19 protein-coding genes are annotated in these 26,375 nt (G+C 53.6%); 14 read left to right on the forward strand and 5 right to left on the reverse strand.

Translation table 11 applies throughout. The features are described 5' to 3' along the window. Together ABD949_RS29800 and ABD949_RS29805 are read left to right on the forward strand one after the other, a co-directional pair. Complete coding sequence (locus tag ABD949_RS29800; RefSeq protein WP_345250067.1) at positions 1-1,626, forward strand: serine/threonine-protein kinase; 1,626 nt, start codon at positions 1-3, stop codon at positions 1,624-1,626. A gap of 116 nt (positions 1,627-1,742) precedes the next feature. Next, positions 1,743-2,360 carry a DedA family protein gene (locus ABD949_RS29805; RefSeq protein WP_345250069.1) on the forward strand — a complete coding sequence of 206 codons (618 nt, stop codon included), beginning with the start codon at positions 1,743-1,745 and terminating at the stop codon, positions 2,358-2,360. Between the two features lie 105 nt (positions 2,361-2,465). On the opposite strand, the gene ABD949_RS29810 is transcribed toward ABD949_RS29805, so the two are convergent. The 5 genes from ABD949_RS29810 to ABD949_RS29830 all read right to left on the reverse strand — a co-directional run bounded on the left by ABD949_RS29810 (position 2,466) and on the right by ABD949_RS29830 (position 12,235). Then, on the reverse strand, positions 2,466-3,845 hold the full coding sequence (locus ABD949_RS29810; RefSeq protein ID WP_345250071.1) for a RagB/SusD family nutrient uptake outer membrane protein: 1,380 nt from the start codon (positions 3,843-3,845) through the stop codon (positions 2,466-2,468). 17 nt (positions 3,846-3,862) lie between these two features. Continuing rightward, on the reverse strand, positions 3,863-6,880 hold the full coding sequence (locus ABD949_RS29815) for a SusC/RagA family TonB-linked outer membrane protein (RefSeq protein WP_345250073.1): 3,018 nt from the start codon (positions 6,878-6,880) through the stop codon (positions 3,863-3,865). Between the two features lie 236 nt (positions 6,881-7,116). After that, positions 7,117-9,021, reverse strand: coding sequence for a YgiQ family radical SAM protein (locus ABD949_RS29820; protein WP_345250075.1), 1,905 nt, complete (start codon positions 9,019-9,021; stop codon positions 7,117-7,119). Positions 9,022-9,143: 122 nt separating this feature from the next. Next, a complete protein-coding gene (locus tag ABD949_RS29825) occupies positions 9,144-11,288 on the reverse strand; it encodes a glycoside hydrolase family 20 zincin-like fold domain-containing protein (RefSeq protein ID WP_345250077.1) in 2,145 nt (714 codons plus the stop codon). Positions 11,289-11,353: 65 nt separating this feature from the next. Then, on the reverse strand, positions 11,354-12,235 hold the full coding sequence (locus ABD949_RS29830) for an alpha/beta hydrolase (protein WP_345250079.1): 882 nt from the start codon (positions 12,233-12,235) through the stop codon (positions 11,354-11,356). A gap of 162 nt (positions 12,236-12,397) precedes the next feature. Between ABD949_RS29830 and ABD949_RS29835 the strand changes: the two genes are divergently transcribed. From ABD949_RS29835 to ABD949_RS29890, 12 genes are all read left to right on the forward strand, one after another. Further along, the gene (locus ABD949_RS29835) at positions 12,398-12,916 is read left to right on the forward strand and encodes an RNA polymerase sigma factor (RefSeq protein WP_345250081.1); all 519 of its coding nucleotides are present in this window, start codon (positions 12,398-12,400) and stop codon (positions 12,914-12,916) included. Further along, positions 12,900-13,712: a HEAT repeat domain-containing protein gene (locus tag ABD949_RS29840; RefSeq protein ID WP_345250083.1), complete on the forward strand. Its 813-nt coding sequence runs from the start codon at positions 12,900-12,902 to the stop codon at positions 13,710-13,712. Before ABD949_RS29835 ends, ABD949_RS29840 begins: the two co-directional genes overlap by 17 nt. 56 nt (positions 13,713-13,768) lie before the next feature. After that, positions 13,769-14,545 (forward strand): DUF4097 family beta strand repeat-containing protein, encoded by a 777-nt coding sequence (locus ABD949_RS29845; RefSeq protein WP_345250085.1) that lies wholly within the window; start codon positions 13,769-13,771, stop codon positions 14,543-14,545. 21 nt (positions 14,546-14,566) lie between these two features. After that, positions 14,567-15,262, forward strand: a complete 696-nt coding sequence (locus ABD949_RS29850) for a DUF4097 family beta strand repeat-containing protein (protein WP_345250087.1) — start codon at positions 14,567-14,569, stop codon at positions 15,260-15,262. Positions 15,263-15,386: 124 nt separating this feature from the next. Beyond that, positions 15,387-17,819, forward strand: a complete 2,433-nt coding sequence (locus ABD949_RS29855) for a TonB-dependent receptor domain-containing protein (RefSeq protein ID WP_345250089.1) — start codon at positions 15,387-15,389, stop codon at positions 17,817-17,819. Positions 17,820-17,952: 133 nt separating this feature from the next. Further along, positions 17,953-19,890 (forward strand): sensor histidine kinase, encoded by a 1,938-nt coding sequence (locus tag ABD949_RS29860; RefSeq protein WP_345250091.1) that lies wholly within the window; start codon positions 17,953-17,955, stop codon positions 19,888-19,890. 54 nt (positions 19,891-19,944) lie between these two features. Then, on the forward strand, positions 19,945-21,015 hold the full coding sequence (locus ABD949_RS29865) for a uroporphyrinogen decarboxylase family protein (RefSeq protein ID WP_345250093.1): 1,071 nt from the start codon (positions 19,945-19,947) through the stop codon (positions 21,013-21,015). Between the two features lie 342 nt (positions 21,016-21,357). After that, on the forward strand, positions 21,358-21,717 hold the full coding sequence (locus ABD949_RS29870; RefSeq protein ID WP_345250095.1) for a nuclear transport factor 2 family protein: 360 nt from the start codon (positions 21,358-21,360) through the stop codon (positions 21,715-21,717). Between the two features lie 107 nt (positions 21,718-21,824). After that, positions 21,825-23,756 (forward strand): sensor histidine kinase, encoded by a 1,932-nt coding sequence (locus tag ABD949_RS29875; protein ID WP_345250097.1) that lies wholly within the window; start codon positions 21,825-21,827, stop codon positions 23,754-23,756. Continuing rightward, entirely contained in the window at positions 23,753-24,388 is a 636-nt protein-coding gene (locus ABD949_RS29880; RefSeq protein WP_345250099.1) for a response regulator, read from the forward strand. The genes ABD949_RS29875 and ABD949_RS29880 overlap by 4 nt, the downstream gene beginning before the upstream one ends. Positions 24,389-24,589: 201 nt before the next feature. After that, on the forward strand, positions 24,590-24,967 hold the full coding sequence (locus tag ABD949_RS29885) for a DUF805 domain-containing protein (protein ID WP_345250101.1): 378 nt from the start codon (positions 24,590-24,592) through the stop codon (positions 24,965-24,967). A 255-nt stretch (positions 24,968-25,222) separates the two neighbouring features. Then, positions 25,223-26,338 carry a glycoside hydrolase family 18 protein gene (locus tag ABD949_RS29890; RefSeq protein ID WP_345250102.1) on the forward strand — a complete coding sequence of 372 codons (1,116 nt, stop codon included), beginning with the start codon at positions 25,223-25,225 and terminating at the stop codon, positions 26,336-26,338. The last annotated feature ends 37 nt before the right edge of the window (positions 26,339-26,375 follow it).

Below are 26,375 nucleotides of genomic sequence, written 5' to 3' on the forward strand. Positions count from 1 at the left end.
ATGCCGACTGTTAGTTTCAATACACAATTTCCGGGGTACACCATACTGGGGGAGTTAGGGCGAGGTAACGCGAGGGTCCTGAAAGCCCGCCATGTCGATACCGGCACGCTGGTGGCGATCAAGCATTTTGCTTTTAATACCGATGCGGATACGCTCCGCCGGTTTCAGCAGGAATCGGAGATCATGACCCGCATTAACCACCCTAATATAGTGGGCGTGCGGGAGATCCGGCTGGATGCGCCCCTGCCGTACCTCGTGATGGAATTGATCGAGGGCGGAAGCGTGCGTAAACTGCTCGATGAACAGAAAACCTTACCCGTCGCGACGGTAGTCCGGCTGGGCCTGCAACTGATCGAAGCGTTTAAGGCCATCCATGCGCAGGGGATTATTCACCGGGATGTCAAGCCTGAAAATATCCTGTACCGGGTGCTGCCCACCGGCGAGCTTCATTTTCTGCTCACCGACTTCGGTATTGCCCGGCTGCGCGAGCAACCCAAGACCGTAACGGGGCAGTCGCTGATGACCTACGAGTATGCCTCGCCTGAGCAGTTTGAAGACCCCGGCAGCCTGGGCGCAGCCACCGATTATTATTCCATGGGGGTGGTGCTGTACGAGTGCCTGACCGGCCGGGTGCCATTCCCGATGGGAAAAGATACCGGTATCGTTTCGTTTATGACGATGCTGCTGAATGATCCGCCACCGTCAGTAGCGTCACTGACCGATAAACCCATTGCCGGTTCGCTGGAGGACCTGTTACAGGCGCTGATGACCAAAAAAGCAGCTGACCGTCTGAGCAACCCGGATGCCGTTATTGTAGATTTGAAAAAGGCGGAAGTTGAGCAGTTGCTGCTTGAGCAGGAGGGCCGTCAGGCGGAGGTCGTCCCGGCCGGTGGTTTGGCACAGGGCGCAACCCGGCCGGTGGCAGGCGCTGTACAACCGGCCGAGACCCGGAAAGCTCCGCCCGAATTTCTGGTGCGGAAAGCTGCTCAGGAGCCAACAGACCGGACCAGCCGCCGGACGGGGTTGTGGGTGGGGCTGCTCGCGTTGGGGCTGCTGGGAGCCGGGTTGGGTACTTACTACGTTTTGTCTAAAGAACCGGAAACGACTACTGAATCGCAGCAACCAGACGCCGAGGACCAGCAGGACCTGACGGTAAATACGCCGGTCCAGACCGGAACTGTGGTGACAACGTCGAAAAAGGCACTCATCGACGAAGCGAAGCGGAAGGAAGAAGAGAGCCGGAAGCAGCAGGAACAACGGCGTCAGGAAGGGCTCAAAGCCGCTAAACGACTGGCGGTAAAAAAAGTGCCGGGGTATAAGGTTGGCCTGATAGGGGGGATCAAAAATTTACAAATCCGGCTGGATAATCCCACCAACCTCCGCTTCTCGGAGGTACAGGTACGGGTCAGTTACATTCTGGAGAACGGTAAAATCTTCAAAGCCGAACAACTGACCATTAATGACATTGAACCGAAATCCTCCAAAACAGTCAATGCGCCCGACAGCCCGCGGGGTACTAAGGTATGGCCGCGTATACTGGATTATAAATCACCGGACATCCCGCCCAAACCGGTAAAGCCGTCGGTCACGGCGGGGGCCGGTGATTCAACCGGGCAGGAACCCTGACAAACAAAGGCCGGTCTGGTTGATTCCAGACCGGCCTTTGTTTTATCCGCCCAAACAACTGATGCCGCCAGGGGTTGACAGTATAGTTGAGGTAACTGGAGAATGAGAAGCACAGTATGGCTAAATGGGTAATTAGTATTATTTCATCGACGGGGAGCTGGGGTATCGCTTTACTCATGTTCCTGGAAAATGTTTTTCCGCCTATTCCGTCGGAAGTCATCATGCCGTTAGCCGGCTATATGGTAACGAATGGAGAATTGTCCTTTATCAGCATAGTGATTGCCGGGACGGTGGGCTCGGTGTTAGGGGCACTACCGCTTTATTATGCTGGCCGGCGTATGGGTGAGCACCGGCTGAACGAATGGGCCGACCGCCACGGGTGCTGGTTGACGATTTCCAGAAACGATATTGAAAGTGCCAGCCGCTGGTTCGACCGGCACGGCGGAGTGGCCGTATTTTTCTGCCGGCTTTTGCCGGGCATACGGTCCCTTATTTCCATCCCGGCTGGTATCAAGCAAATGAATATGGCCTCTTTTCTCGCCTTTACCGCCGTGGGCTCGGCAATCTGGACGGCGGTCCTGGCATTTCTGGGCTATTGGCTGGGGAGTAGTTTTCAAAAAGTGGATGAATACCTGAACCCGATCTCCTGGGTGATATTCGGTGGCCTGGCAATCCTCTACATTGTGCGGGTCATCAAACAGCGCAGGCAGGGAGCCGCTAAACAAAACGCCTGAGTTTTTGGCTACCTCTGTGCCGGTGAGTCAATCAGGCAGAAACCTGGACAAACAAAAGCCGGTCTGGAATCAACCAGACCGGCTTTTGTTTTAATCCTCGTTGGCTTACCGGGTTTTGATATAATCGTCCCAGTTGATTTCGGCCTGGGGCCGGGCCAACTGCCGGAAAATCGTACCCCGGTCGAGGGTTACGTCCACGTTCTCGGCATTCAGCCGGTTGTAGCGACGAAGGTCGATCCACCGGTGGCCCCAGGGCTCGGCCCAGAGCGAATACCGACGCTGGAACAGGATCTCGTTGATCAGCGCGTCGCGGGTAATCGCGCCGGTGTAGGTGCCGATGTTGGCGGCTGTGCGCACCCGGTTGATGGCCGCTACGGCAGCTTCCGTATTGCCTAGTTGCGCCTGCGCTTCGGCCAGGATCAACGCCAGCTCCTCACTGCGGATAAACTTTAGTTCGCTGGTGTTGAGCGGAAAACGGCGGTCCTGGTACTGCCCCGACAGCGGTGTGCCGTCGGAGGTTACCGAAACGGGCGTGGTTCGCCGGAGGAACTTGTTGCGGACGCGCAGGTCGCCGGGAATGGTATCGCGCAATACCGATGGGTGCACCACCATCATCGTGGTCACGTTGGCATTCGGTACAAAAAACAGGGGGTTAAAAGTATCCGGTGGCGCTCCGTAGGTATGCGCCGGACCGGCATCCAGACTCCCCGTTGCGCTGTAGAACGAGTTATTGACCGCCTCGACGGCCCCCTGCCAGTCCTGCCGGTACACGGCCAGCCGGGCCGCAATGGCGCGGTTCATCTGGCGCAGCGACGCAATGGTGTTGAAGCCGTTGGCGGTAAACCCACTGGTCAGGCGGAGCGGGAAGGCTCCCGTACCCCCGTTACCGAGTTCGGTATTTCCTTCGTCGACAATGCGCTTGATCTGGGTCAGCGCTTCGTTGAGCGGGAGTACCGGCCCCGGATTTTGCGGATCACTGATGTCGATCCGCATCCCATTCTCGTATTGCCCCATGGCTACAATCAGGTACTGGTAGGCCATGATGGTTTTGGCAAAGCCCGACACCGCATTCTTCTCCTGCTCGGTAAACGTATTGGTATTACGAACGGATTCGATGACCGTCAGCGCCTGCCGGACCGCAAAGTAGGGGTTCTGGTACGTTGGCAGGTATTGGAACATATTTACCGTCGCGGTGCGGCCGTTCATGCCCAGCCAGTCGGTTTGCCAGCGCGGATCGGAGGCATTCAGGTACCAGAGTTCACGACCCATGGCCCCGAATAACATCGTCACGTTGAACACATAGTCCCGGTGGCGCGACTCCAGCCCGGTCACCAGGTTCTGCACCTGTGTGCGGGAGGCATTTTGCGACACGCTGCCCAACGACGGGTTATTCGGGTCATTAGGTGCTTCCAGTTCGAAAAAGCTGCACGAATTTGTTAGCAGCAGCCCCGCCAGCAGCGGGATATATAAAAATGTTTTTTTCATGTTTTGAAAAGCTTGGCTTAAAATTCGATTACCAGGTGGCCAAAGAAACGACGCTGTGTCGGATACGGAGCGATGTCGACTCCGGAACCGACCGCCTGAATCCCGAAAGTGGAAGTCTCGGGATCGTACCCAAAATACTTGGTAAACGTCAGCGGGTTCTGGCTCGATGCGCCAATCCGGATGCGTGAAACGCGGTTGCTGAACCAGCCCCCGAGCTTCTGAACTGGGAAGTTATAGTAAACGGCTACCTCCCGTAAGCGAACATACGACGCATCCTGCACCCAGCGGTCGGCGCCGTTGTGCGGAGCCAGGCCCCGCTGCCGGCCATTGGGCGTACCGTCGCCGTTATCATCATCGTCCCAGTCAGGTGTATTGCCGCCCGAATCCAGCAGGAACTGCGTCAGGTTAATGTTGTCGCCCCCTTCCTTCCAGTGCCAGAGCATATTCACATCCACGTTTTTGAATAGGGTAAATTCGTTCATCCAGGACATCTGAAAATCCGGCTGGCTGTTGCCCAGAAGGAAAGCGCCGGTCCGGACGCCCTGCGCCAGCGGAGTATCGTTGGCATCGGCGGCCGGGCGCGTCCCGACAATGGTGGTCGGCGCGAAGCCTTCCTGGTACAGGAACGTACCCAGCGTGGGACCGAACGCCCCTAAATTATAGGGCGGTATACCCAGGCGGGTGAGCTTCAGGTCGTTCCGCCACCACATCAGGCGCGTGTTCCAGCGGAGATTCTCGGCCTGCACCGGCACCACGCTCAGCGAGAGTTCGACACCCCGGTTCTGCAACCGGGCCAGGTTGGTGGGAATGGTGCTGATACCCACCGCCGGCGAGAGCTGCAGGTTCTGGATGTTGTTGCGGGTTTGCTTGTCGTAATAGGTGGCCTCCAGCAGGACGCGGTTGTTGTACAGGCCCAGGTCCAGACCAAACTCCAGCTCACCGGCCCGCTCGGGTTCAATCAGGCTGTTACCAGCGGCCGTGGTGACGACCGAGCCCAGCAGACCACCAATGTTGGCGGAGTTAAGCGGAGTGAATGTAGTACCAAAGGTGGGTACCCCTGCCGTTTCGCCATAAGCCACGCGTGGTTTGATCTGGGAGAACACGTTTGCCAGACCCGACGAACGGATAAAATCGAAATTGGCGACGTTAACGGCCAATGAGGCTTTCGGGAACGCCCAGAACCGGTTGGCGTCGCCGATGAGCGTTGATTTGTCCCAGCGAACGCCCACGGTGGCAATGATCTTATCGTCCCAGTTGGCTTCCTGCTGCGCAAAGACCCCTACGTCGGTCACCTTCTGAAAACGCTGGTCAAAGATTTCCTGGACGGTTCCCTGCCGCAGGTTATTCTGCCCCCCGGCCAGACCCCGCGAGCGGTTCAGCAGACGGTCTTCCCGGAAGTTCAGGCGAACTGTACCGGCCTGCGACGTAAAATTGATGTTATTGATGTTCCAGTTCAAGACCAGGGCTCCCTGCAGGTTGGTATTGACGTTTTCGGTCTTACCCCAGATCACGTCGCCCGGATTACCCTGCGCCCGCTGAAACTGCAGGTCTTCGGGCAGGTAAACCTGCGTGGTGTTCTGCGCATAGTCAAGCCCACCCTGACCGATCAGCTTCAGCACGGCCCGCTCCGATTTGAACAGATTAGCCGTCAGGCTGAAGGACTGGATGAACCGGTTTACGTTGGAGTTGTTGGTTCCCCGCTCGGTAACCGCTACCGGATTTTCCGAGAAGTACGGGTTGTCGGGGTAGCGGCCGCTGGCATCCGCAAACAGGTTAAAGTAATTAGGTACGTAGGCAATGTTATAGCCGATACTGGCCCCGGAATTGTTCTGGTTACCCGTGAAGCCCCGTTCGGTATTGGAGTTGATGAAATTGGAGCCCACCGCCAGGGTAATATCCTGCGTCAGCTTATGGTCGATATTAGCCCGGACCGAATACCGTTTGAATCCGGTACGCCGGATGATGCCTTTCTCGTCGGTGAACGCGCCCGAAATAAAGAACCGGGTTTTGTCATTCCCGCCCGACAGGCCCAGTCGGGTGTTCGACAGGGGAGCGGTATTGCCGTAGAAATACTTTTCATAGTCCCAGGTCTGCCCGTTGGCGGCCCGGAAGCGATCCAGTTCAACGGGTCGCCGGGCGGCTGCAAAGAACGTGTTGATCTTGGCCTCTGACCAGTCATCGAAACCCAGCAGCCGTTGTGCTTTGGCAAAGCCGTAGTCCTGGGCAAAAGTCAGCCGGGTGCGGCCGGCGCTGCCCCGTTTGGTGGTAATGATAATCACACCCGCATTGGCCCGCGTTCCGTAAATGGCGGCCGCCGAGGGACCTTTCAATACCTCGATGGTTTCAATGTCGTTGGGGTTGAGGTCGGAGATGCGGTTGGATGCGTCATCCTGATTTTCTATGGCCGATGCGCCCGTTACCGAACCCCGTCCGGTCCGATTGACGGCGTTGTTGGCGTATACGCCGTCGATGATGTACAGCGGCTGAGACGCACCCACCAGCGACGAAATACCACGTAACTGGATTGAAACGCCACCACCCGGTGCCCCGCCGTTGGTGTTCATGTTTACGCCCGTGAGTTTACCGTAGAGGGCATTGTCGACGGTCTGAATCTGCGTGGTACCGACAAGCTCCCGCGCCGATACGGTGGAGATGGCATTGGCCAGGTTGGAGCGTTTGATGCTGGTTGCCAGACCCGTTACAACCACTTCTTCCAGGTAGGCAACATCTTCGGACAGGGTAACATCAATGGTGCTGCCGGAGCCTGTAGCTACCTCTTTTGACTGGTAACCAATTGAAGAGAACACAAGGGTTGCGTTGGGGCGTGAGACGGCAATGCGGTAGGTGCCGTCCGCAGCGGTGGCCGTACCGGTGGAGGTGCCTTTAACGACCACATTAGCTCCCGGAATAGGCGATCCATTTTCTGCCCTGACAGTGCCGCTGATGGTATTCTGGGCGAATGCTGCGGTACCCAGCAGCCACATTCCTGTCCAAAGCATCAGCCTGACCACCAGGCGACAGGTAGTTGTTTGCATAAAGTGTATTGTTTAGATTAAGAAAGGAAATGATTGGACAATAATTAGCAGGCAAATTTATTCAGACGGATTCAATTCAAGTAGCCGAAATTATTAGAATATGATTAGAAAAGCGCTTTATTTTCCCCTGAAACAAAACAGGCACTGTTCTTCTGATGAGAACAGTGCCTGTGGAAGGCAGAAATGGTTGTATGACATTACGCAGGGCAAATCCATTACGCTGCATGTTCCGGAATTTACCGCTTCTTTTTCTTTGCGGAGAATTGCTTCTTAAATGGCCTTAATGGCTTTTTCCCTTCTGCTTTTTTAGGCACACCCAGTAGTTTTTCGATCAGATCGGGGCGGCTCATGCGATTCAGCCGGTTCCGTATCCAGTCTTTGTATTCGGGTTTATACCAGAAGAAAAAGGCGTTCTGGTTCTGCTTTTCCTCGCGGGTTTTTGCCGTTTTCACGGGTTTCAGCGTGTAGGGGTGTACGCCGGTGTAATAGATCACTTCAGCTACCGTCATCGGCGTCGGCGTAAAGTCCTGCACCTGCTCCAGTTGAAAGCCCATGTCCTTAGTTTCGGCCGCCAGGTTGGCCATGTCTTCTTCTTCGCAGCCGGGGTGCGACGAGATAAAGTACGGGATCAGCGGCTGCTTCAGGTTGTGCTTATCCGAAATCTGGTCGTACTTCTCCTTGAACTTGTGGAAATATTTGAACGACGGCTTGCGCATCACCCGCAGCGTAGCATCGGATGTATGCTCCGGCGCAACCTTAAGCCGGCCCGAGACGTGCCGGGTAATAAGCTGCTCCATGTACTCATCGTGGTTGCCGTCCTGGTTGTTCTTGTTGAAATCATCGACCAGCAGATCATAACGCACACCAGAGCCGACAAATGCTTTTTTGATCTGAGGGTTCGCGTCGACTTTCCGATAGAGTTCGGTCAGCGGCTTGTGCGAGGTATCCAGGTTGGAACAGATGACCGGGTGAATACAGCTCGGACTCTGGCATTTGGCGCAGATGGATTCATCCTTACCCTTCATCTTGTACATATTGGCCGACGGGCCGCCCAAGTCGGAGATATACCCTTTGAATTCCGGGTGTTTGGTGATCTCGTCTACCTCTTTCAGAATAGACTTTTCACTCCGCGAGGCAATGAACTTACCCTGGTGCGCCGAGATGGTGCAGAAACTACAACCGCCGAAACAGCCCCGGTGCATATTCACCGAAAACTTGATCATCTCGTAAGCCGGAATGGTACCCCGCTTCTTATACTTGGGGTGGGGCTGCCGGGTATACGGCAAGTCAAATGATTTATCAACCTCAACCTCATCCATCGTCTTGAACGGCGGGTTAATCACCAGCGTCTGGTTACCTACCTTCTGAATGATCCGGTTGGCCTGCCACTTATTCGACTCAACCTCGACAATTTTAAAATTCGCTGCGTACCTGATTTTGTCTTCCAGGCAGGTTTCGTGACTGGCCAGCTCAACGGTGTTCCAGTTATTGTAGTCCCGTAAGGTAGTACCGGGCTCGTGCAGATAGGCTACCTGGTTGATGTTGCGCATCGACGACAGCGGTACGCCTTTCTGCGCCAATTTCAGAATTTCGCGCAGGGGCTGCTCACCCATCCCGTACACCAGCAGATCGGCCCCTGAATCGTACAGAACAGACGGCATCAGTTTATCCTGCCAGTAGTCGTAATGCGTCACGCGCCGGAGCGAAGCCTCGATACCGCCGATCAGCACCGGCACATCGGGGTATAAAGTCTTAAGAATTCGGGTATAGACCGTAGTGGCGTAATCGGGCCGGAAACCTGCCTGACCACCGGGGGTATAGGAATCGTTGGAGCGCAGGCGTTTGTTGGCCGTGTAGTGGTTCACCATCGAATCCATACAGCCGGCGGTGACGCCAAAGAAGTATTTAGGCTTGCCAAACTTTTTGAAGTCCCGCAGGTCGTCTTTCCAGTTCGGTTGGGCGATAATGGCTACCCGTAATCCCTCGCTCTCCATGATGCGACCGATCACGGCCGTACCAAACGCCGGGTGGTCTACATAGGCGTCACCCGACACCAGTATAATATCCACTTCATCCCAGCCTCGCTTTTCGACTTCTTTCATCGTCAGAGGCAACCAGTCTGTAATGGGTCTTTCAATCATAGATACGAGGTACTAGAAGACGTGTAAAGATACCAGAGTATAAGGCGGGAAAGGGGGAAATAGTTCCAGGAACCCCCAACCCCCTTCAGGGGCGGTCCGCCGATGCGGTTGGGGGTAAATCATTACTTCACCGCCTGCCGGGCTATTTCCACATCCTTTGCCACCTCGGGCCGGAGTATAGCCCAGTGAAAACGGAGTTTATCGTTTTGCGCCCGGGTATTCCCCTGCTGCTCACTAAAATGCACCAGCGGCATGTCGTGGTAAATCGGCCGGGTTATGGCAACCACCTCATCCCAGTTGCGCAGGGCTTTTTCCAGGTGAGTAATAGCTTTCTGTTTGTTTATCTCGCCACCGGTGGTGCGGTAGGTCTGAAGCGCCACGGCCCCCCGTAGTTTCTCCGCGAAGTACAGGCCGAGGTTAGCCCATGCTTTTACATCAGCTACCTCGTACATCAGCGATGCGTTACCCGCCGTTTTAATTGGGGCAACCAGGCTCAGCGCCTTGCGGCAATCCTGCTCCAAACGGTCGGCCAGCACGAGCGGAGTGATTTTATTGGCCGCAAATGAACCTCCCAACGAGACGGTTTTTACGTAATCGGCCACTGATACATAATCCGGATCCAGCGGTGGGTGACTGATCTGCCGGTCGACGGAGATATATTTGACGTTTTTGTCCTGCAGCGCCATGAACCCTTCACTGTAGAGCGAGAAATCCCAGGTGAAGTCGTACGACGAGGCCAGGCGTAAAGGCGTTTTACCGGCCAGGGCCGATGCTTCCAGTAGGGTGCTGCCTGCCGGACCATACCGGCGGATAAATTCAGCCTTAAATATGGCATCGGGTGTGGCCGGGTTATACAGCAGCCGGCCCCACAGTTTATAAAACAGCCATTGCCGCTCGAAGGCGTATGTCCAGTCGACGGGCTGGGTTGTTTTGGTGAAGTAATCCTTGGCCGGTATATAGGTCTCCGAGCCAAGGATGTACCCGCCCAGGTACGGCTGGTTGTTGGTACTAATATGTTCACGGATGAACTCCGGAACGCCCCAGCGGAGGCAGAAGAAGTCCTCGTTGCGGGCGGTCCACACGATTTTATACTTCGTCGGTGTCGGTTTAAAATACGTGTCGTACAGCTTGCCGCCATGTACTTTGACCAGTTTGGGCGTCGAGTGGGCGTGCGACCAGTTGTACTTCAGATCAGCCCAGACTGGTCCTTCGAGAAACGCTAAGTCGCCTTCGGCTTCGATAGACTTGCGGGTCAGTTTCTCCGTCTCGACACTGGTGACGCCCAACGAGCCGGTGGTGCTGGAGAACGGAATGCGGTGGATCAGTTTTGATTTCCGACCAGCCTGGCGCATACCTTCGATGATGGTCGCTTTCATCCAGTCTTCGCGCTGCTGGGGTGTCATGCCGCCCATGCCTTCGCCCAGCGTCAGCCCGAAACCGGTCAACTCCGGGTACTCCTGCAAGACCTGCGTCACGCACTCGCGGGTGTAGCGCCTGACAATCGCTGAGGTATCGCCATCCACAAAATGATGATGCTCCAGATTGTTCATGGCCACATTATGGGCTTTGGCAAACTCCGGGCTCACAAAGATGTTGAACGGCACCAGGTACGTGTCGATACCCCGCTCCCTGGCCATCCGGAAAATAGCGCGGTGCAGGGTCTGCCACTCCTTCATCTCATTTTCGTTAAAGGGCGTGGCCTCCGGAAAGTTGGTCGGCCGGATCATGAAGGTATACGGGTGGAGGTTCCACAGCGATAGTACATTGAAGCGGTTCTCGACCATCATATCCAGAAAACGCTCCCAATAGGCCACATCGCGGCAGGTTTCGATATGCTGGTCGAGGGCGTAGCTGTGCCGGTAGGTATCCCAGGGCAGGTCATACTTGATGGCCCGGAACGGCAGGGTTGGGTTTTCGCTTTTCGCTTTGATCTGCGGCAGCGATACGCCGTTGCGCAGGTCTTCGGCCAACGATAGGCAGCCGTAAATTAATCCGGCCGGATCACCGCCCGTAATCCGAATGGTTTTACCTTCCGGTGCCAGCGTATAAGCCTCTTTTCCCAGTTTGCCAGCATCCAGGGTCAGGCGTATGGTGTAATCGGCCGGCGACGTAAGCGTATACCGGCGTTCCTGTAAGGCTTTTTTCAGCCGGTTAGCCGCGTAAGTGGTTTGCGGGGAGGTATCGGGGGTTTGGATATGGACCCGCTGGGCCACGGCGGTTGACGTAAATCCTACGTACGTAATAAGCAGAAGCAGTAGTTGTTTCATTCTGTGGCCAATAGTTGTACCTCGGGTTCTGTAAAAGTCGGTGGCTCAGTCAGACTACTCTTGCGCTAACCCACACCCACAAAAGTCAGTAAGTCCTTATAGATGATATTTTTCCTCCAGAACAACTGCAGCACCATGCCGATGTGCGATTTGCCCGGCAGGGTGGTAAACTTGTGCCGGATGCCAAGCTGCTGTAGCTGCCGGCGAAACTTATCCGTGCTGTTGAGGATGCTCGGATAGGTCTTTTCGCCCACGTACACCAGCATGGGTGGGGTGTCTGCCTGAAGGTGATAAAGTGGGGATACCGTCCGCCAGACAGTCGAGTCTTTGCCGAAAGGCACCAGATACTGCTCGTCGTTGGGGTACTCCATTTTCTGCAGGTAATCAAACATATCCAGTCCGCCCGGATCGTCGAGAATGGCTCCCTTGACAGGATTTGTGGCTAAGCCCCGGCCCATAAACAACGCATCGTTGGTAGCCAGCAGCGCGGCCAGACCACCCCCGGCCGAGTGCCCCATTACATAAATCCGGTTCGGGTCTCCGCCGTATCCGGCAATGTTCTGTTGGGTCCAAACAACGGCGCGTGCACAATCCTCCGCCATGGCCGGTACCGTTACGGCGGGAGCCAGCCGGTAGTTGATGATTACGCCGATGACCCCCTGCGCGGCCAGTCGCCGGCCAACAAAGGTGTATATGTTCTTGCTGCCGCTGTTCCAGCTGCCACCGTGAATGAACAGGACTACCGGATGGGATTTGTCGTCGCGGGGGCTATAGACATCGAGTGTGTGCCGGTCGGGGCTGAAGTATGGCATCCCGGTATTTATATATGGAATATCTTTGGTACGATGGCCGGCACGGGCCATGGCGCATTCATTGATCAGGAGCAGCAACGAAACCAGGACGGTGAGCGCAACCGGAATCTGCCATAGCAAGCGGAGTAGTGTCATGAAACAAGGTATTCGTAAAACTATGGGTAGTACTTATCCGACATACAACGATGCCTGGCGTCACAGCGATACAGGTGAATTTCAGGGGTCAGGCCACAAACTTAAAAAATTTGTGTCTTTCGCCTGTAATGTTTTTCAGCCTCAAACGTCTTTGTCACTGAAATGGATCTGCAAGCCTTCAAACAACGCATATTGCCCGTGCAGGGCCGGCTCTTTCGGGTCGCTCAACTGTTTCTGCGCAACCGCGAGGAAGCGGAAGATGCCATGCAGGATGTGTTGCTGAGGCTGTGGACCAACCGGCAGCAACTGGAAAGCTACCAGAGCCTTGAAGCGCTGGCGGTGAAAATGACCAAAAACCTGTGTCTGGACCGGTTGAAAGCCCATCATCACCAGAAAATAAGCAGCGGAGATGATCTGCTGGATGTTGCCGGCTCCGATGTATCGCCGTACCGGCAAGTGGAACTGGCCGACAGCGCCGGACTCATGCACCGGCTCATGGATGCGCTGCCGGAGCCGCAGAAATTGGTTCTCCACCTGCGCGATGTGGAGGAATACTCGTTTGAAGAGATCGAGGAAGTGACAGGGTATAGTGTAAACAACATTCGGGTGATGTTGTCGCGAGCTCGTCAGCGATTGCGCGATGACTACGTAAAAGCAAACAACTATGAAGCAGGACGTTGAAAAGCTGCTGGAGAAATATTACAATGGGGAGACCTCGCTGGAGGAAGAAAAGCAGCTTCGCCAGTATTTTCAGCGGGAGTCGGTTCCGGCGCATTTACAGGCGCATGCCGGCCCGTTCCGGTACTTTGCCGAAGAGCGTAACCAGCAACCATCGGAAACGGTGAATACACAACTGGCGGCCAAACTCGATGAGCCGGTACCGGTTGGCCGGGTTATAAAATTTCCGGCCTGGACGAGGCAGGTAGCGGCCAGTGTTGCCCTGCTGATCGTCGGCTTTGCGGGTGGGCTTTTTTACGGCGAATGGCAGACCCGGCAAACAGACGCTCCGGCGGTTGCTTTATCGGGTAAGGTAACCAATACAACGCCGACGTCAACCGGCCATGAAATCAAGCAGGTGCTGGCATTTGAGCAGGTGGAGACGACCTCGGCCAGCGAACGCATCCAGGCGGTCAACCAGTGTACCGAACTGGATCAGGCGGATCAGGAGATTACGCAGTTGCTCATCAATACGCTGAATTTTGATGCCAACGTGAATGTCCGGCTGGCGGCCTGTCAGGCACTGCTGCGCTTCGAAAGCGAACCGGGTGTGCGGGAAGCCCTGATCCAGTCGCTCCAGATCCAGACCGATCCGAACATCCAGATTACGCTGATCGAAGCGCTGGTGGCGATGAAGGAAAAGCGTGCGGTCAACCAGATGCAGCAGTTGCTTCGTAATCACGAGGTGCTGGACATCGTCCGGGTAAAAGCGGAAGAAGGCCTGAACGCCCTGAGCGGTAGCCCAAATTCAGTTTCCTGATTCTTAGAAAAATACAATACCAGATTAGTTTACAGTTAACCAGATCAATTCCATCAATGAAAAAACACTTGTTCACCATCGCCTTACTGGGGTGGAGCATCGGCTCCTATGCCCAGGAATACAAAGCTAAGCTGACCAATACCAGGGAAAACAAAGTTACCATCGACGGCGACGCCAGCGATTTTCAGATCGAAGGCTATAACGGCGATGAGGTCATCATCCGCGCATCGTCGGGCTACGAAGCGCCACCCGAGCGGGCCAAAGGCTTAAAGCCGCTGTACTACTCGGCGGTCGATAACTCCGGCATCGGTCTGGCGGTAACGCCGGAGGGGAAAGGGCTCCGCATCGAAAAAGCTACCCGCAAGCAGATCAAGTATACGGTCCGGCTGCCGCGTAAGGTATCGGTCCTGTACCACCAGACCAACTGGATGGGCTCCAATGTATCGGTTGCCAACATGGAGGGCGATCTGGAAATCCGGACCAACAACGCCAACATCAACCTGCAGAACGTCACCGGGCCCGTTGTGGTTAATACCACCAACGGCGAGGTAAAGGTGGTGTACTCCAGCCTGAGTCAGGATAAGCCCACTGCCATTTCAACCGTCAGCGGACCGATTGATATTACCCTACCCGGCAACGCCAAAGCGAACATGAAGCTGCGGTCTGTCACCGGCGAGATGTACACGGACTTCGACCTGGGCGTGAAGAACAACAAAGATGGCCTGGCTCGGGTAGGCGGAGGACACAGCATTGAAGGAACGGCCAATGGGGGAGGAGTCGAACTACAGCTCAATACCATTAGCAGCAACATCTATATTCGTAAACAGAAATAATTGGTCAAACGCATCTGCACCATGAAAAAGAGTCTAATTATCCTGCTGATCGGCCTGTTCATCCACCCGGTTTTTGGCCAGAAAATCATCGACAAAAAGCTGCCGTTCTCGGCCAGTCAGCTCGTCAACCTCGACTTTAAATTTGCTGATAGCATCCAGATTAATTACTGGGACAAGCAGGAAGTATCTGTGCGTATAGCAGTCACCGTTAATGGCGGGCGACTCAACGATGCTCTGATCGTCGAAACGGGCTCGACCGCCCAGGAGATCACCGTGAAAACTGATTTCGACAAAGAGATGATCAAGCAGGGTAAGCCCGAGGATTGTCCGGGGGAGAAATCGACCTGGAGTACCGAAAAGAACGGCACCCGACACACCATGTGCAGCGACATCAACTACACAGTGTATCTGCCCCGGCAGGCCAAGCTGAAGCTGGAAACCATCAACGGCAACATCGACATTCGGGGAGCTACCGAAGCGGTATCGGCCAAATCCATCAGCGGCTTTGTCGACATGAGCTGGCCTAAAGGTAAAGGCGCCGATCTGGCCATGAAAACCATCACCGGCGAAGTCTACTCCGACCTGGACATTGATCTTAAAGGCAAAAAACAGAAAAACCCGATGGTCGGTTATCAGCTCGAAGGAACCTTCAACGGCGGAGGGCCCAGAATCCAACTGGAGTCGATCAGCAATAACGTATACCTGCGGAAGAAATAAAAATACATTCCTGTTATCTCCGGCGGTAGGCCGGGTGCAACGGGAGCTACATATACTACCAAAATTGGGGATGGTGTGATTGTAGGGAGTTGTCCAACTTTGGATGTCATAAAAACTGAAGTTTATGTCATCCGTTACCCAACTTTTCGCCCTCCTCTGTTTAGCCTCTACGGCTTACGCCCAGCAAGCCATTACCGGCTCGGTGCGCGCCACCGACGGCCGGCCCCTGGCTTATGCTAATGTTCTGCTACTCCACGCCAATGATTCTTCCCTGGCCAAAGGAGCCGTTGTCAATGATAACGGCTCCTACGCCTTTGAACAACTCTCGCCCGGTCGCTACCTAGTGGCGGCCCGGATGGTAGGGTACCAGATCCGCTACTCCAGCATCGTAACCCTATCCGCCACTACGGGTACGCACCGGCTGGAACCGCTGGTGGCAACTGCTGCGGAAAAGCAACTGAACGAGGTCACCATAACGGCCCGAAAGCCCATTTTTGAGCAGCAGATCGACAAGCTGGTCATCAACCCGTCGGCCATGATTTCGGCGGCTGGTGGTACCGTGCTGGATGTGCTGGAGCGGTCGCCGGGGGTGCGCGTCGACCGGCAGAACGCGGGTATCACCCTTAGCGGGCGGCAGGGGGTGATGGTGATGATCAACGGCAAACTGTCCCGGCTGCCGCTGGAAACACTGGCGCAGATGCTCGGTGGCATGAACGCCGACAATGTCGAGAAGATCGAACTAATCACCAGTCCACCGGCGAAGTATGATGCTGAGGGAAATGCCGGGCTGATTAACATTGTCCTGAAGCGCCGGCAGGACGAAGGCACCAACGGCGGTTTCTCGCTCATGGGTGGCTACGGCAAGTACGAAAAAGCGGGCGGCAGCCTCAATGTCAATCACAACCAGGGGCGGGTCAATCTCTTCGCCAATGCTTCTTACAACTACGACAACCGCTGGTTCGACTTTTTAGCCAATCGAATCCAACCGGTACTGGACGAGTTATGGCACAATGAACAGTACTCCGACCGATACACTAAATTAGTTAACGGCGATTTTCGGGTCGGTGCCGACATTTCGCTGACCAGACGGACTACGCTTTTGGCCCAGGTGCAAGGCCTGACCAATCGTTTCGTGGCTACTTCCTATAATTCCTCCTCTACCCGATTGCTCAACGCTGGTAATCCCTTTACCGAATCTTCCTTATTGTGGTTGAGTGATAGTCGCTGGCATAACTTGGGCGGTAGTATTGGGCTGGCTCATGAGTTTGCCGGTGGCCAATCGTTCACTGTCGATGCCGATTACCAGCACTATACCAACAGCGGCCCGAATAGTCTGGAAGTTGGTCAATTTTATTCGTCAAGACCGGAAATTACGCCGGTGCAGTCGGTCAATACCACCAAGCAGACGAGTATTGACTTCTGGGTACTCAAAGCCGATTATGCGCAGCCATTGGGCAGAGGCTGGAAGCTGGAAACGGGCGTAAAGCTCAACCGCTCGGATATTGACAACGCCCTGGGGGTAGAAAAGAAAATAGACGGCCACTTTATCATTGATTCGGCCATGACGAATACAGCCATATTTTACGAAAACATCGGTGCGGTGTACGGCAGCGTATCGGGTAAGCTGGGGGCAAAGACCGATGTCCAGGGTGGATTACGGGCCGAAGCTACCCACACGAATATTCGGAACTTAGCTGGACAAAAGTTGCTGGATCGCCGGTATCTTAACCTGTTTCCGAGTGCGTCGCTGGCGCATAAATTGAGCCCTCAACACACGCTGAATCTGACCTACAGCCGACGAATTACCCGACCCGGTTATACGGACCTGACACCTAACTTCTTTTTGACCGACCCCAATACCTATTACGTTGGGAACATTAATCTGAAACCCGCCTTTACCAGCAGCATACGGGCCGGGTACCAGTACAAAAGCCGGTATTTTGTCTGGCTCGGCTACAGCCGGGAGCGCAACACTATTTTCCGGCATCAGCCAGTGATTCGCCCCGGTCGTCCCGAACTCATCCATATGGTGCAGAATTTCGACCAGGTCGATGTCTTCTCCGCCGAATTGACGTTACCGCTGACGCTTACCGACTGGTGGTCGGTGCAAAACAATGTATTGGCATTCATCCGTACGGCGCAGACGCAATTCGATGTGGCTCCTTTCTACCAGCGCAACCTGATCTGGAATGTTAATTCGGTCCATTCCTTCCGCCTGGGTAATCAACTGACGGCCGAGGTAAGTGTGCTGTACCGGTCGCTACTTCCGGCGGGCGTAATGAATCTGCGCAGCATGACCAATGTGGTGGTGGGGATACAAAAAGTATTGCCCAATAACCGGGGTCGGCTTAGTCTGACGGTAAACGATCTGTTCTGGACAAACCAGCTAAAATGGTATGTGGCCTTCCCGGAGCAGCAGATTGATTTTGAAGCCACGTTGCGTGATGCACCGCGTATTGTGAAAGTTACCTACACCCGCTCCTTTGGTAGCAAGTCGATCAAAGCGACCCGTGACCGCCGGGCTGCCGATGACGAAAAGAAACGCATATCGTTTTGAAAACGTACCTATGGGCTTTAGCCCGTTATTGCATAAACACCCCTACCGATAACGAAAAGGAATAACTATCGCTTTGATTCACAGTGTCCATTGCCTACCTTTCTCTACCTGAACCTCTTTTCCTGTTAACCTCATGCGCTCCCTCTTCATCATGCTACTGTGGGGCATCGTGCTGCCGGCGCTAAGCCAGCCGGTACTGACCATCACCGATGCCCGGACGAATACGTCCATAGAGACATACGCTTATTTCCTGGAAGACAAAACGCATAAACTGAGGTTTGATGAGGTGAGAAAAATGCCGGAGGATTCCTTTCAGACTTATACCAGCAAAGGGCCTTTCAATTTTGCCTCTCCGTCTGCTACTGTATGGGTACGGGTTGCAATCAGGAACGAGACGGATGAGGATTTATTTCTGAAGTTTCTTCAGCAATTGTATGGTTCGTGGAAAGTGTATGTACTGGATACAGAGGGTAAGTTATCAACCCATCAGGTCGGTTTGAACCAATCGGCAAGTAAGCGGCAGGTGCCCACCGCGCAACCTGTCATTCCGCTGGGCCGGCATCCGGAATTGATTTATGTGGCCGGCGAAAGAGGTATATTTAATGAGTATCTGCGAATTTCGAATGTTGGTCACACCATTTTGGAACGCAAGCAGACGGGTTTCTGGCAGGGTATAGTCGTGGGCACTTACCTTTTGCTGCTCGTGTATGCTGTTGTGTTCTGGATTCGTTTACGATTGGATGTTCTGGGTTGGTATACATTGTTTTTGTTTACCAACATCCACTGGTTTCTGCAACGAAGCGGGTACTTTTTTGAGTTTCTGAGTGACGACTCCCTATACTTTGAATTTAGCCAGTACTATCCGCAGCGGTTTGTTTTCAGTATATGCTGGGCTATTTTTCACATTAAGGTCTTACAACTTAGGAAATACAACAAATTTCTGTATTATCTGCTGATTGGCTGGATAAGCATTGATGTGCTCAACCATTCCATAGCTTCCCTCACCAGGATGTGGGGGGAGTCAGTTGCGCCTCTTAACTTGCTGCTTGCTAACATAGGTATCGACTGGGCCAGCAAGCTCATCATCACCCTTTCGTTAATGCTCATCAGCCTAATTTACGTAAGCCTGAAAAACTTTCGGCAAGTGCACTGGTATGCGTTAGCTTTCGGTTTTGGTATTTCGGCAATGCTTGTGAGCATGTTTTCGCTTTACAATATACCCTGGCTTCCGTATTATCCCTACAATTACCTGTTTGTGTTTGGCTCCGTTCTGGAAATGATAATTCTCGCCTACGCCCTGGCGGAACACGCCAATGAACATCGCCGAAAACAAACCCAAACACAGCAGCAACTCATTACCCAACTTCAGGAGAACCTACAACAGCGGGATAAGCTGCTGCGCATCCGCGACGAAATTGCCCGTGATCTCCACGACGAAGTAGGCGCTACCCTGACCAGCATTGCCATCTCCACCAAACTGGTGCAGAAGAAAGTAAACGGACAACAGCCCGAGATTCAACCCATTCTGGACCAGATCAAAGCCGATTCGGAAGAGACCATTCACAGCATTCGGGATACGGTCTGGGCCTTGAATCCGGATAATGATGCACCGGAAAAGTTTCTGGAGCGCCTGCGGTCGGTAGCGCTTCAGCTTTTGGCGAATCAGAGCATGACTCTGAGCTTCGATTGTGACCTAACTCCAACTGAACTGCCTCCATTTTCGATGGAGCAGCGCCGTAACATCTACCTGGTTTTCAAAGAAGCCATTCACAACATTGTGAAGCATGCTCAGGCCAGTCAGGTGCGGGTACAGATTCACCGGCAGGCTAAGCAGTTGCTGATTGCCGTTTCAGACGATGGACGCGGGTTTGACAAGGCGGCTCAAACCGATGGAAATGGGTTAGCCAATTTTCGGAAGCGAGCGGCTGAAGGCGGATTTTTGGTGGAAGTAAAGTCTGGAATAGGTCAGGGGACGGTGGTGAGGATGCAGGTGCCGGGGCTGGCGATAGCTGAACAAATTGGCACAAGGCTGCCACGGGCTACGTCGTTGGCTGGGCAAATAGTTCGATGAACATTCTATATTTGTCATAAACCCGCAAAACCTATTTAAACCCCTGCCAGCGCCATGAATACTCCGAACCAAAGCTGCTCAGCGTCGATAAACCGGCGTCAGTTTATTGCTACGTCTGCCCTGGCGGCAGCTTCGGCCGGCAACTTGCCAAATACGTTTGCCAAATCCGTTGCCCCAGCCAAATCCAAGCGTGATCTGGTGATGCAGGTGCTTGACAAATCGGGCAAGCCCAACTACGTACCGGCTGCCTTCTTTCTGCACTTCCCCGCCGGGCAGCATACCGGCGATGCCGCCATCAAGGCGCACCTCGACTACTTCCGGGCAACCGGTATGGATCTCGTCAAGGTGCAGTTTGAGCAGCGGTACCCCAAAACCTTAGAAGTAAAAACCCCTGCTGACTGGGCCAAAATACCGATACTTAAGGAGGAGTGGTTTGAGCCGACGCTGTACGTCATCCGGGGCCTGGTCAAAGCTGCCAAACCGGAGGCCCTGATTATACCCACGATGTACTCGCACTACCAGATGGCCAACATGGTGGTGCCCAAAGAAACCCTGCTGAAGCACGTGCAGGAAGATCCCGAAGCCGTCAGCCGGGGTATGGAGAACATCGCCTTGTCGATCATGAACTACGTGCGGGCCGCTGCCAAAGCCGGAGCCGATGGGTTTTACACCTGTTCGCAGGGTGGAGAGTCAAACGCCGTGGCCGACCGGGCGCTATTCAACCGGGTAATTAAAAATTTCGATATGCTGGTGCAGAAAGAAGTGGCCCAGCTAACGCCGGTTAACATTCTGCACGTGTGCGACTACGAAGGCGCCTACGGCGAATTTAACAACCGGTTTGCCGATTATCCCGGTCAGGTGGTAAGTGTGCCCCTGGCAGCTGAGGGTAAGCCTTTGTCCCTGAAACAGGCAGCAGACTTGTTCAACCGGCCAGTGATGGGTGGGCTGGATCGGCACGGTGTCTTGTCGACGGGAACACCGGCTGAAGTGAAGAAGGCTGTTGAGCAGGTGCTGAAGGATGCCCCTTCGCATGTGATTCTGGGGGCTAACTGTACCGTTCGCACTGATATACCCGTCCAGAACCTGCAAATGGCGATCAAAACAGCCCACGGGTTTAGGGCGTAAAAACCGATTACAGCGTCACACCCAGGTTGCGCAGCTCGTCCCAGACGAAGTGAATGCTACAAACCCGGACTCTTTCCGGAGCCAGTAAACTTTATTGGCCATTAACCAAGTAAATTTTCATTCAGATTTAAAATTTACTTGGCTAATCTGCTGTCCTACACCCTTAAAAATTGGCTACTAGTCATTTTGACCATTACGCACCACCGCACGCGAACGCAATTTACAGCCTGTTAACTCCCCAATATTGGGGATGGCGTAAGGGTTGGTCAAGCAGTAGATTTGGTTTCTTAACAAAGGTATTGATCTTCGCCCCGGCGGTGAGGGTTACTAAACCAATTTCTTATGGAAACGCAACAAATCAAAGCAGAACGTATTTTCCAACATCATTTAGAGGCTTTAAGGAATAATGATTTAGGCGAGCTCATGAAAGATTATACAGAGCAGTCTGAAGTCTGGACACCAGATGGCGAGATTGTTGGTTTAGACGCTATTGCCGCTTTCTTTTCCTACGCGTTTACCCTTTTGCCCAAAGGGAGTACGACCTTGGAGATAAAAAAGTTGACGGCTAAAGAGGACAAAGTATTTATTATCTGGACAGCCGACAGTCCGCTCGTTGCCGTCCCCTTTGCCACAGATTGTTTTGAAATTAGGCGGGGTATGATCGTATGGCAAAGCACGGCGTTTGTCATGGAACAAAAATGAATCCTGGCAGGCCGAACAAGTGCCGCTGTGTTCCTGCTAATACCGATATTTTGATATATTCGGTTGAAAAACAGCATAATTAAGCAACTTTTATTCGTGCACTTCCGATGCGAGTCCGTACGCTTCTGCTGCTCCTGTTTTTGTCAGCACCAGCCATAAGCCAGCCGGTGCTGAACATCACCTACTCCCGTAAAGCCAATCCGGTGGCACCTTATGTCTATTACCTGGAGGATTTGACCCATGCGCTGACCTATGAGCAGGTATCCCGTTTTCCGCTCGATTCGTTTAAGTCCATTAACCGGCAAAAGGCTATACAATTGGGTATACGCCTTGGTACCGTTTGGCTGCGTTTCCATATAGAAAACCGGACCGGTACGGAGCTGTTCCTCTACTCGTCGGTATGGCGATACAAGCGAATGGATGTGCATGTATTGGATGAGAATGGGAACCTTACCGTTACGCATGGCGACTCAAAGATGCCTTTCGGAAATCGGGTAGCTACCATCGCTCAATCGTTTGTATCAATAGGTAAGCGGCCTCGTACGGTTCATCTCGCCCTGACGGTTGCTCCTCAGGATTTTTTTAACGACTATTTACAGGTGACTACTCTGGGTGAGGCCATGCGTTACCAGAAAGAAACAACGTTCTGGCAAGGTGGTCTGGCCGGCGTTTATGTACTAACCTTTCTGCTCGCACTGGTATTTTTTCTGCGGCTTCGAGACCCCCTTGTTGGCTGGTACGCCTTGTTCGTGTATGTCAATGCACACTGGTTTCTGGATCGTAGTGGCTATATGCTAGAGATTTTTGGGCAAGACACCTTTTATACTCGTTTTCGTACTGTTTATCCGCTTCATCTGATTTTTGCAGCTTCATGGACAATCTTCCTGATTAAACTTACTCAGGTAGGCAAGTATTCTAAAGTACTCTACTACCTCATCATTAGCTGGCTTTGCGTAGACATACTTGATTATCTGGTGTCTGTTTTTGTTGGAATTACCGGCCAATACTATGGTCAGTACCTCACCCCGCTTCGTCGTGTACTTCACTGGATTGGTATTGAGTACGTCGGTTACATTGCCATTAATAATTGTTTTCTACTCATCAGTGTAATCTATGTGAGTGTAAAGGATTTTAAAAGGGTACGGTGGTACGCATTGGCTTTTTGTATCGGCCTTACCTCTATGATTATCGGTATTTTATCGCTATTTGAGATTGTGTGGTTGCCGTATTATCCGTTCAATAACGCTTATTTTGTTGGCTCTTTGGTAGAAATTTTCATATTGGGTCTGGTTTTGGCCGAACGCACCAGTAAGGAGCGCCAACAACAAACCATCACACAGCAGCAACTCATTACCCAACTTCAGGAGAACCTACAACAGCGAGACAAACTCCTGCGCATCCGCGACGAGATTGCCCGTGATCTCCACGACGAAGTAGGCGCTACCCTGACCAGCATCGCCATCTCCACCAAACTGGTGCAGAAGAAAGTAAACGGACAGCAGCCCGACATCCAGCCTATTCTGGCTCAGATCAAAGCCGATTCGGAAGAGACAATCCATACCATTCGCGATACAGTTTGGGCGCTCAATCCGGATAATGATGCCCCTGGAAGATTGCTGGAGCGGCTCAGGACGGTGGCGGTCACGATGCTGACTAACCAGGGTATCTTGCTGAACGTCGATTGCGATGTGGTTTCTGATGCGTTACCGCCATTTTCCATGGAGCAGCGCCGGAATATTTATCTGACCGTCAAGGAAGCCCTGCATAATATCATTAAACACGCCCAGGCTACCGGCGTTAGCCTGCAGATTGGGTTGGCAGACCGGCAACTGGAGATTACCATTTCCGACAATGGGCGGGGTTTTGATCCGGCGGCTCATACCGAAGGTAACGGTCTGCTGAATTTTCAGAAGCGGGCCGGTGACGGTAATTTCTCTGTTCAGGTAACGTCGGTCAAGGACGTTGGCACTGCGGTCGCGATCCGGGTGCCGGTGCCAGCGTTTGATGCCGTAGTCAATCATCCGTCTCCGGCCTTATGATTACCGTACTCCTGTTTGAAGACAACAAAAGCCTGCGGCAGAGCCTGAGCCGCTACTTCGAAAGTACCGACGCGGTACTGGTGACTGGTGCCTACGAAAACGCTAACGAAGCCGTTGCCAAAGTGCGCAAACACAAGCCCGATGTGGTGCTGATGGATATTCAGATGCCGGGCTTATCGGGCATCGAAGCCCTGCAGCACATTAAGGCAGTCTATCCGCAGACCAAAGTGCTGATCCACACGGTGTTTGAAGATGAACATCGCATCTTCTCGGCTATCTGCGCCGGTGCCTCGGGCTACGTGCTGAAAAGTCCGGACCCGGATGAGGTCATGCTGGCGATTCAGGATGTGTACCGGGGCGGGGCGCATATGTCGCCGGGCATTGCCGCCAAGGTGCTGCGTATGTTCCAGAACCAGTTTGTGCAGGCGCAATCCGCTTACGTAGACCTCACCACCCGCGAACGGGAGGTGCTGACCTGTATGGTAAAGGGCATGAGCTACAAGATGATTGCCGATGCCTGCGCCATCAGCTTCAACACGGTCCACCACCACATCAAGAACATCTACGAAAAACTCCACGTCAACTCTGCCCCCGAAGCCGTTGTCAAAGCGATTGCGCAGAAGCTGGTGTAAACGCCGGCCATATGGCGGTGGAATCGCCCGGTTGTCTCTTACCTCTTATGGTGGTTTTACAACTATTCAGTAGAGTCCGGGTACTACTCACGGTATTTATTTTGGAAACCGCCCTGCCTGTGTCCCACCTTTGACTCATCAAAACAACGGGGCCGCCGAAAACCGAACCGAGTAGGCATCTAAACAAATTCACACACCATCATGAACACATTACCTAATTCAACCGCAGCAACCTCAACTGGCTTTGTCGCCGTAGACTATTACCTCACCGTCCTGAAGAAGTACGCCGACTTTAACGGCCGCGCCCGCCGGAGCGAGTACTGGTATTTTGTCCTGGTTAATTTTGGCATATCGTTTACCCTGGGCTTTATCGAAGGCCTGCTCTTCGAGAGTGCCGGTATACTGAGCACCCTGTACACACTAGCCATTCTGGTGCCGTATGTGGCTGTATGTATTCGCCGGATGCACGATGTGGGCAAGAGCGGCTGGTTTGCGCTCATCCCCATCTATAACTTCATTCTGGCTATTACAGAAGGCACCAGAAGCGCCAATGAATACGGTGCCGACCCGAAGAAATAAGGTGCCGGTAAGGCAGCCGCCTGCCTGAATAGACGGAGTTCCGGCCGCGGAGGCTCTGTCACCTGGCCCGTTACGACTCGTTGCCCGTGAGTGATCCCTTACGGCTACGGGGAGTAACGGGCCTTACTTTTTATAGAAATCAGCCATTAGCTGGCGAAAGACAAGCAGGTAAGGAGCAAAGATTCGGGGTTGTTCATTAATTTGCACCCTGGGTCGCTGTTTTGACTCCCGTCACCTCCTAAGCCTGAATCGTCTATGCATAAATTGTTGTGCCTGTTTCCTATACTTGCGGTTGCTGCGCTGCTGGCGGCCGGTTTTGCTCCCCAACCCCGCCCCATTGTTCTGGCGTATGTCGGTGGGTATCGCGGACTGGTGGATACCGAACAGATTGCCGCTGAAAAATTAACACATATCAACTACGCTTTTGTCGACATCAAAGATAATCGGGCGTGGCTGCACAATCTGCGCACGGATACCACCAACTTTCGCAAACTCAACCAACTGAAGGTACGGAATCCCGACCTGAAGATCCTTATCTCCATTGGCGGTTGGACCTGGAGCGAAAATTTCTCCGACGCTGTGCTGACCGATACCTCCAGGGCGGCTTTTGCCGCTTCGGCGGTGGATATTGTCCGGCAGTACCAGTTGGACGGCATCGACATCGACTGGGAATACCCCGGCATGAAAGGAGAAGACAATGTGTTCCGGCCCGAAGACAAGGCGAACTTCACCCTTATGTTCAAAGCCCTGCGGGAGCAGCTTACCGAGCTGGGTCGGCAGACCGGCAAGACCTACCTGGTGACCACCGCCCTGCCCGGCTTTGAAGGTATCTTCACGCATACCAATATGGCCGAAGCCCAGCAGTACCTGGATTTTATCAACGTGATGTCCTACGACTTTTTCACCGGCGGACCTAACGCCGGGCACCATACGAACCTCTACCCAACCGGGCGGGTCACGAACGAAAGCTCCGGTGACCGGGCCGTACAGTTGTATCTACAGAATGGGGTTCCTGCCGAAAAACTGGTGCTGGGCATCGCCTTCTATGGCCGGGCGTGGCAGTTGCAGAACGATGATCCGAAAGCGCATCCGCGCACCATTACGAAAGTCGAGCGGGGCGGTGGCTATACGTTCATCAAAGACAGTCTGCTGACGAACCCCTCCTATAAACGCTATTGGGACCGGCAAGCCAAAGCGCCCTACCTGTACAATGCCAATCTGAAGCGCTTTATCTCGTACGATGACGAAAAATCGGTAAAGGCCAAGGTTCGTTACGTGAAAAAGAACGGCCTGGCCGGTGTCATGTTCTGGGAGTACTTCAGTGACCCCAAAACGTACCTGCTGAGCGAGATTGACCGCCGGATTCGGTAAGGAGGTCAGACGTTTTTCCGGTTCAGGTAATTAACCC

The sequence above is a fragment of the Nibrella saemangeumensis genome, from assembly GCF_039541915.1.
Lineage (GTDB): Bacteria > Bacteroidota > Bacteroidia > Cytophagales > Spirosomataceae > Nibrella > Nibrella saemangeumensis.

Excerpts from the sequence above, each read along its gene's own strand:
- ABD949_RS29875 (WP_345250097.1), top strand. The coding sequence starts at position 21,825 with ATGCGAGTCCGTACGCTTCTGCTGCTCCTGTTTTTGTCAGCACCAGCC.
- ABD949_RS29800 (WP_345250067.1), top strand. The coding sequence starts at position 1 with ATGCCGACTGTTAGTTTCAATACACAATTTCCGGGGTACACCATACTG.
- ABD949_RS29865 (WP_345250093.1), top strand. The coding sequence starts at position 19,945 with ATGAATACTCCGAACCAAAGCTGCTCAGCGTCGATAAACCGGCGTCAG.
- ABD949_RS29810 (WP_345250071.1), bottom strand. The coding sequence starts at position 3,845 with ATGAAAAAAACATTTTTATATATCCCGCTGCTGGCGGGGCTGCTGCTA.
- ABD949_RS29805 (WP_345250069.1), top strand. The coding sequence starts at position 1,743 with ATGGCTAAATGGGTAATTAGTATTATTTCATCGACGGGGAGCTGGGGT.
- ABD949_RS29890 (WP_345250102.1), top strand. The coding sequence starts at position 25,223 with ATGCATAAATTGTTGTGCCTGTTTCCTATACTTGCGGTTGCTGCGCTG.
- ABD949_RS29885 (WP_345250101.1), top strand. The coding sequence starts at position 24,590 with ATGAACACATTACCTAATTCAACCGCAGCAACCTCAACTGGCTTTGTC.
- ABD949_RS29835 (WP_345250081.1), top strand. The coding sequence starts at position 12,398 with ATGGATCTGCAAGCCTTCAAACAACGCATATTGCCCGTGCAGGGCCGG.
- ABD949_RS29850 (WP_345250087.1), top strand. The coding sequence starts at position 14,567 with ATGAAAAAGAGTCTAATTATCCTGCTGATCGGCCTGTTCATCCACCCG.
- ABD949_RS29880 (WP_345250099.1), top strand. The coding sequence starts at position 23,753 with ATGATTACCGTACTCCTGTTTGAAGACAACAAAAGCCTGCGGCAGAGC.
- ABD949_RS29860 (WP_345250091.1), top strand. The coding sequence starts at position 17,953 with ATGCGCTCCCTCTTCATCATGCTACTGTGGGGCATCGTGCTGCCGGCG.
- ABD949_RS29870 (WP_345250095.1), top strand. The coding sequence starts at position 21,358 with ATGGAAACGCAACAAATCAAAGCAGAACGTATTTTCCAACATCATTTA.
- ABD949_RS29825 (WP_345250077.1), bottom strand. The coding sequence starts at position 11,288 with ATGAAACAACTACTGCTTCTGCTTATTACGTACGTAGGATTTACGTCA.
- ABD949_RS29830 (WP_345250079.1), bottom strand. The coding sequence starts at position 12,235 with ATGACACTACTCCGCTTGCTATGGCAGATTCCGGTTGCGCTCACCGTC.
- ABD949_RS29815 (WP_345250073.1), bottom strand. The coding sequence starts at position 6,880 with ATGCAAACAACTACCTGTCGCCTGGTGGTCAGGCTGATGCTTTGGACA.
- ABD949_RS29845 (WP_345250085.1), top strand. The coding sequence starts at position 13,769 with ATGAAAAAACACTTGTTCACCATCGCCTTACTGGGGTGGAGCATCGGC.
- ABD949_RS29820 (WP_345250075.1), bottom strand. The coding sequence starts at position 9,021 with ATGATTGAAAGACCCATTACAGACTGGTTGCCTCTGACGATGAAAGAA.
- ABD949_RS29840 (WP_345250083.1), top strand. The coding sequence starts at position 12,900 with ATGAAGCAGGACGTTGAAAAGCTGCTGGAGAAATATTACAATGGGGAG.
- ABD949_RS29855 (WP_345250089.1), top strand. The coding sequence starts at position 15,387 with ATGTCATCCGTTACCCAACTTTTCGCCCTCCTCTGTTTAGCCTCTACG.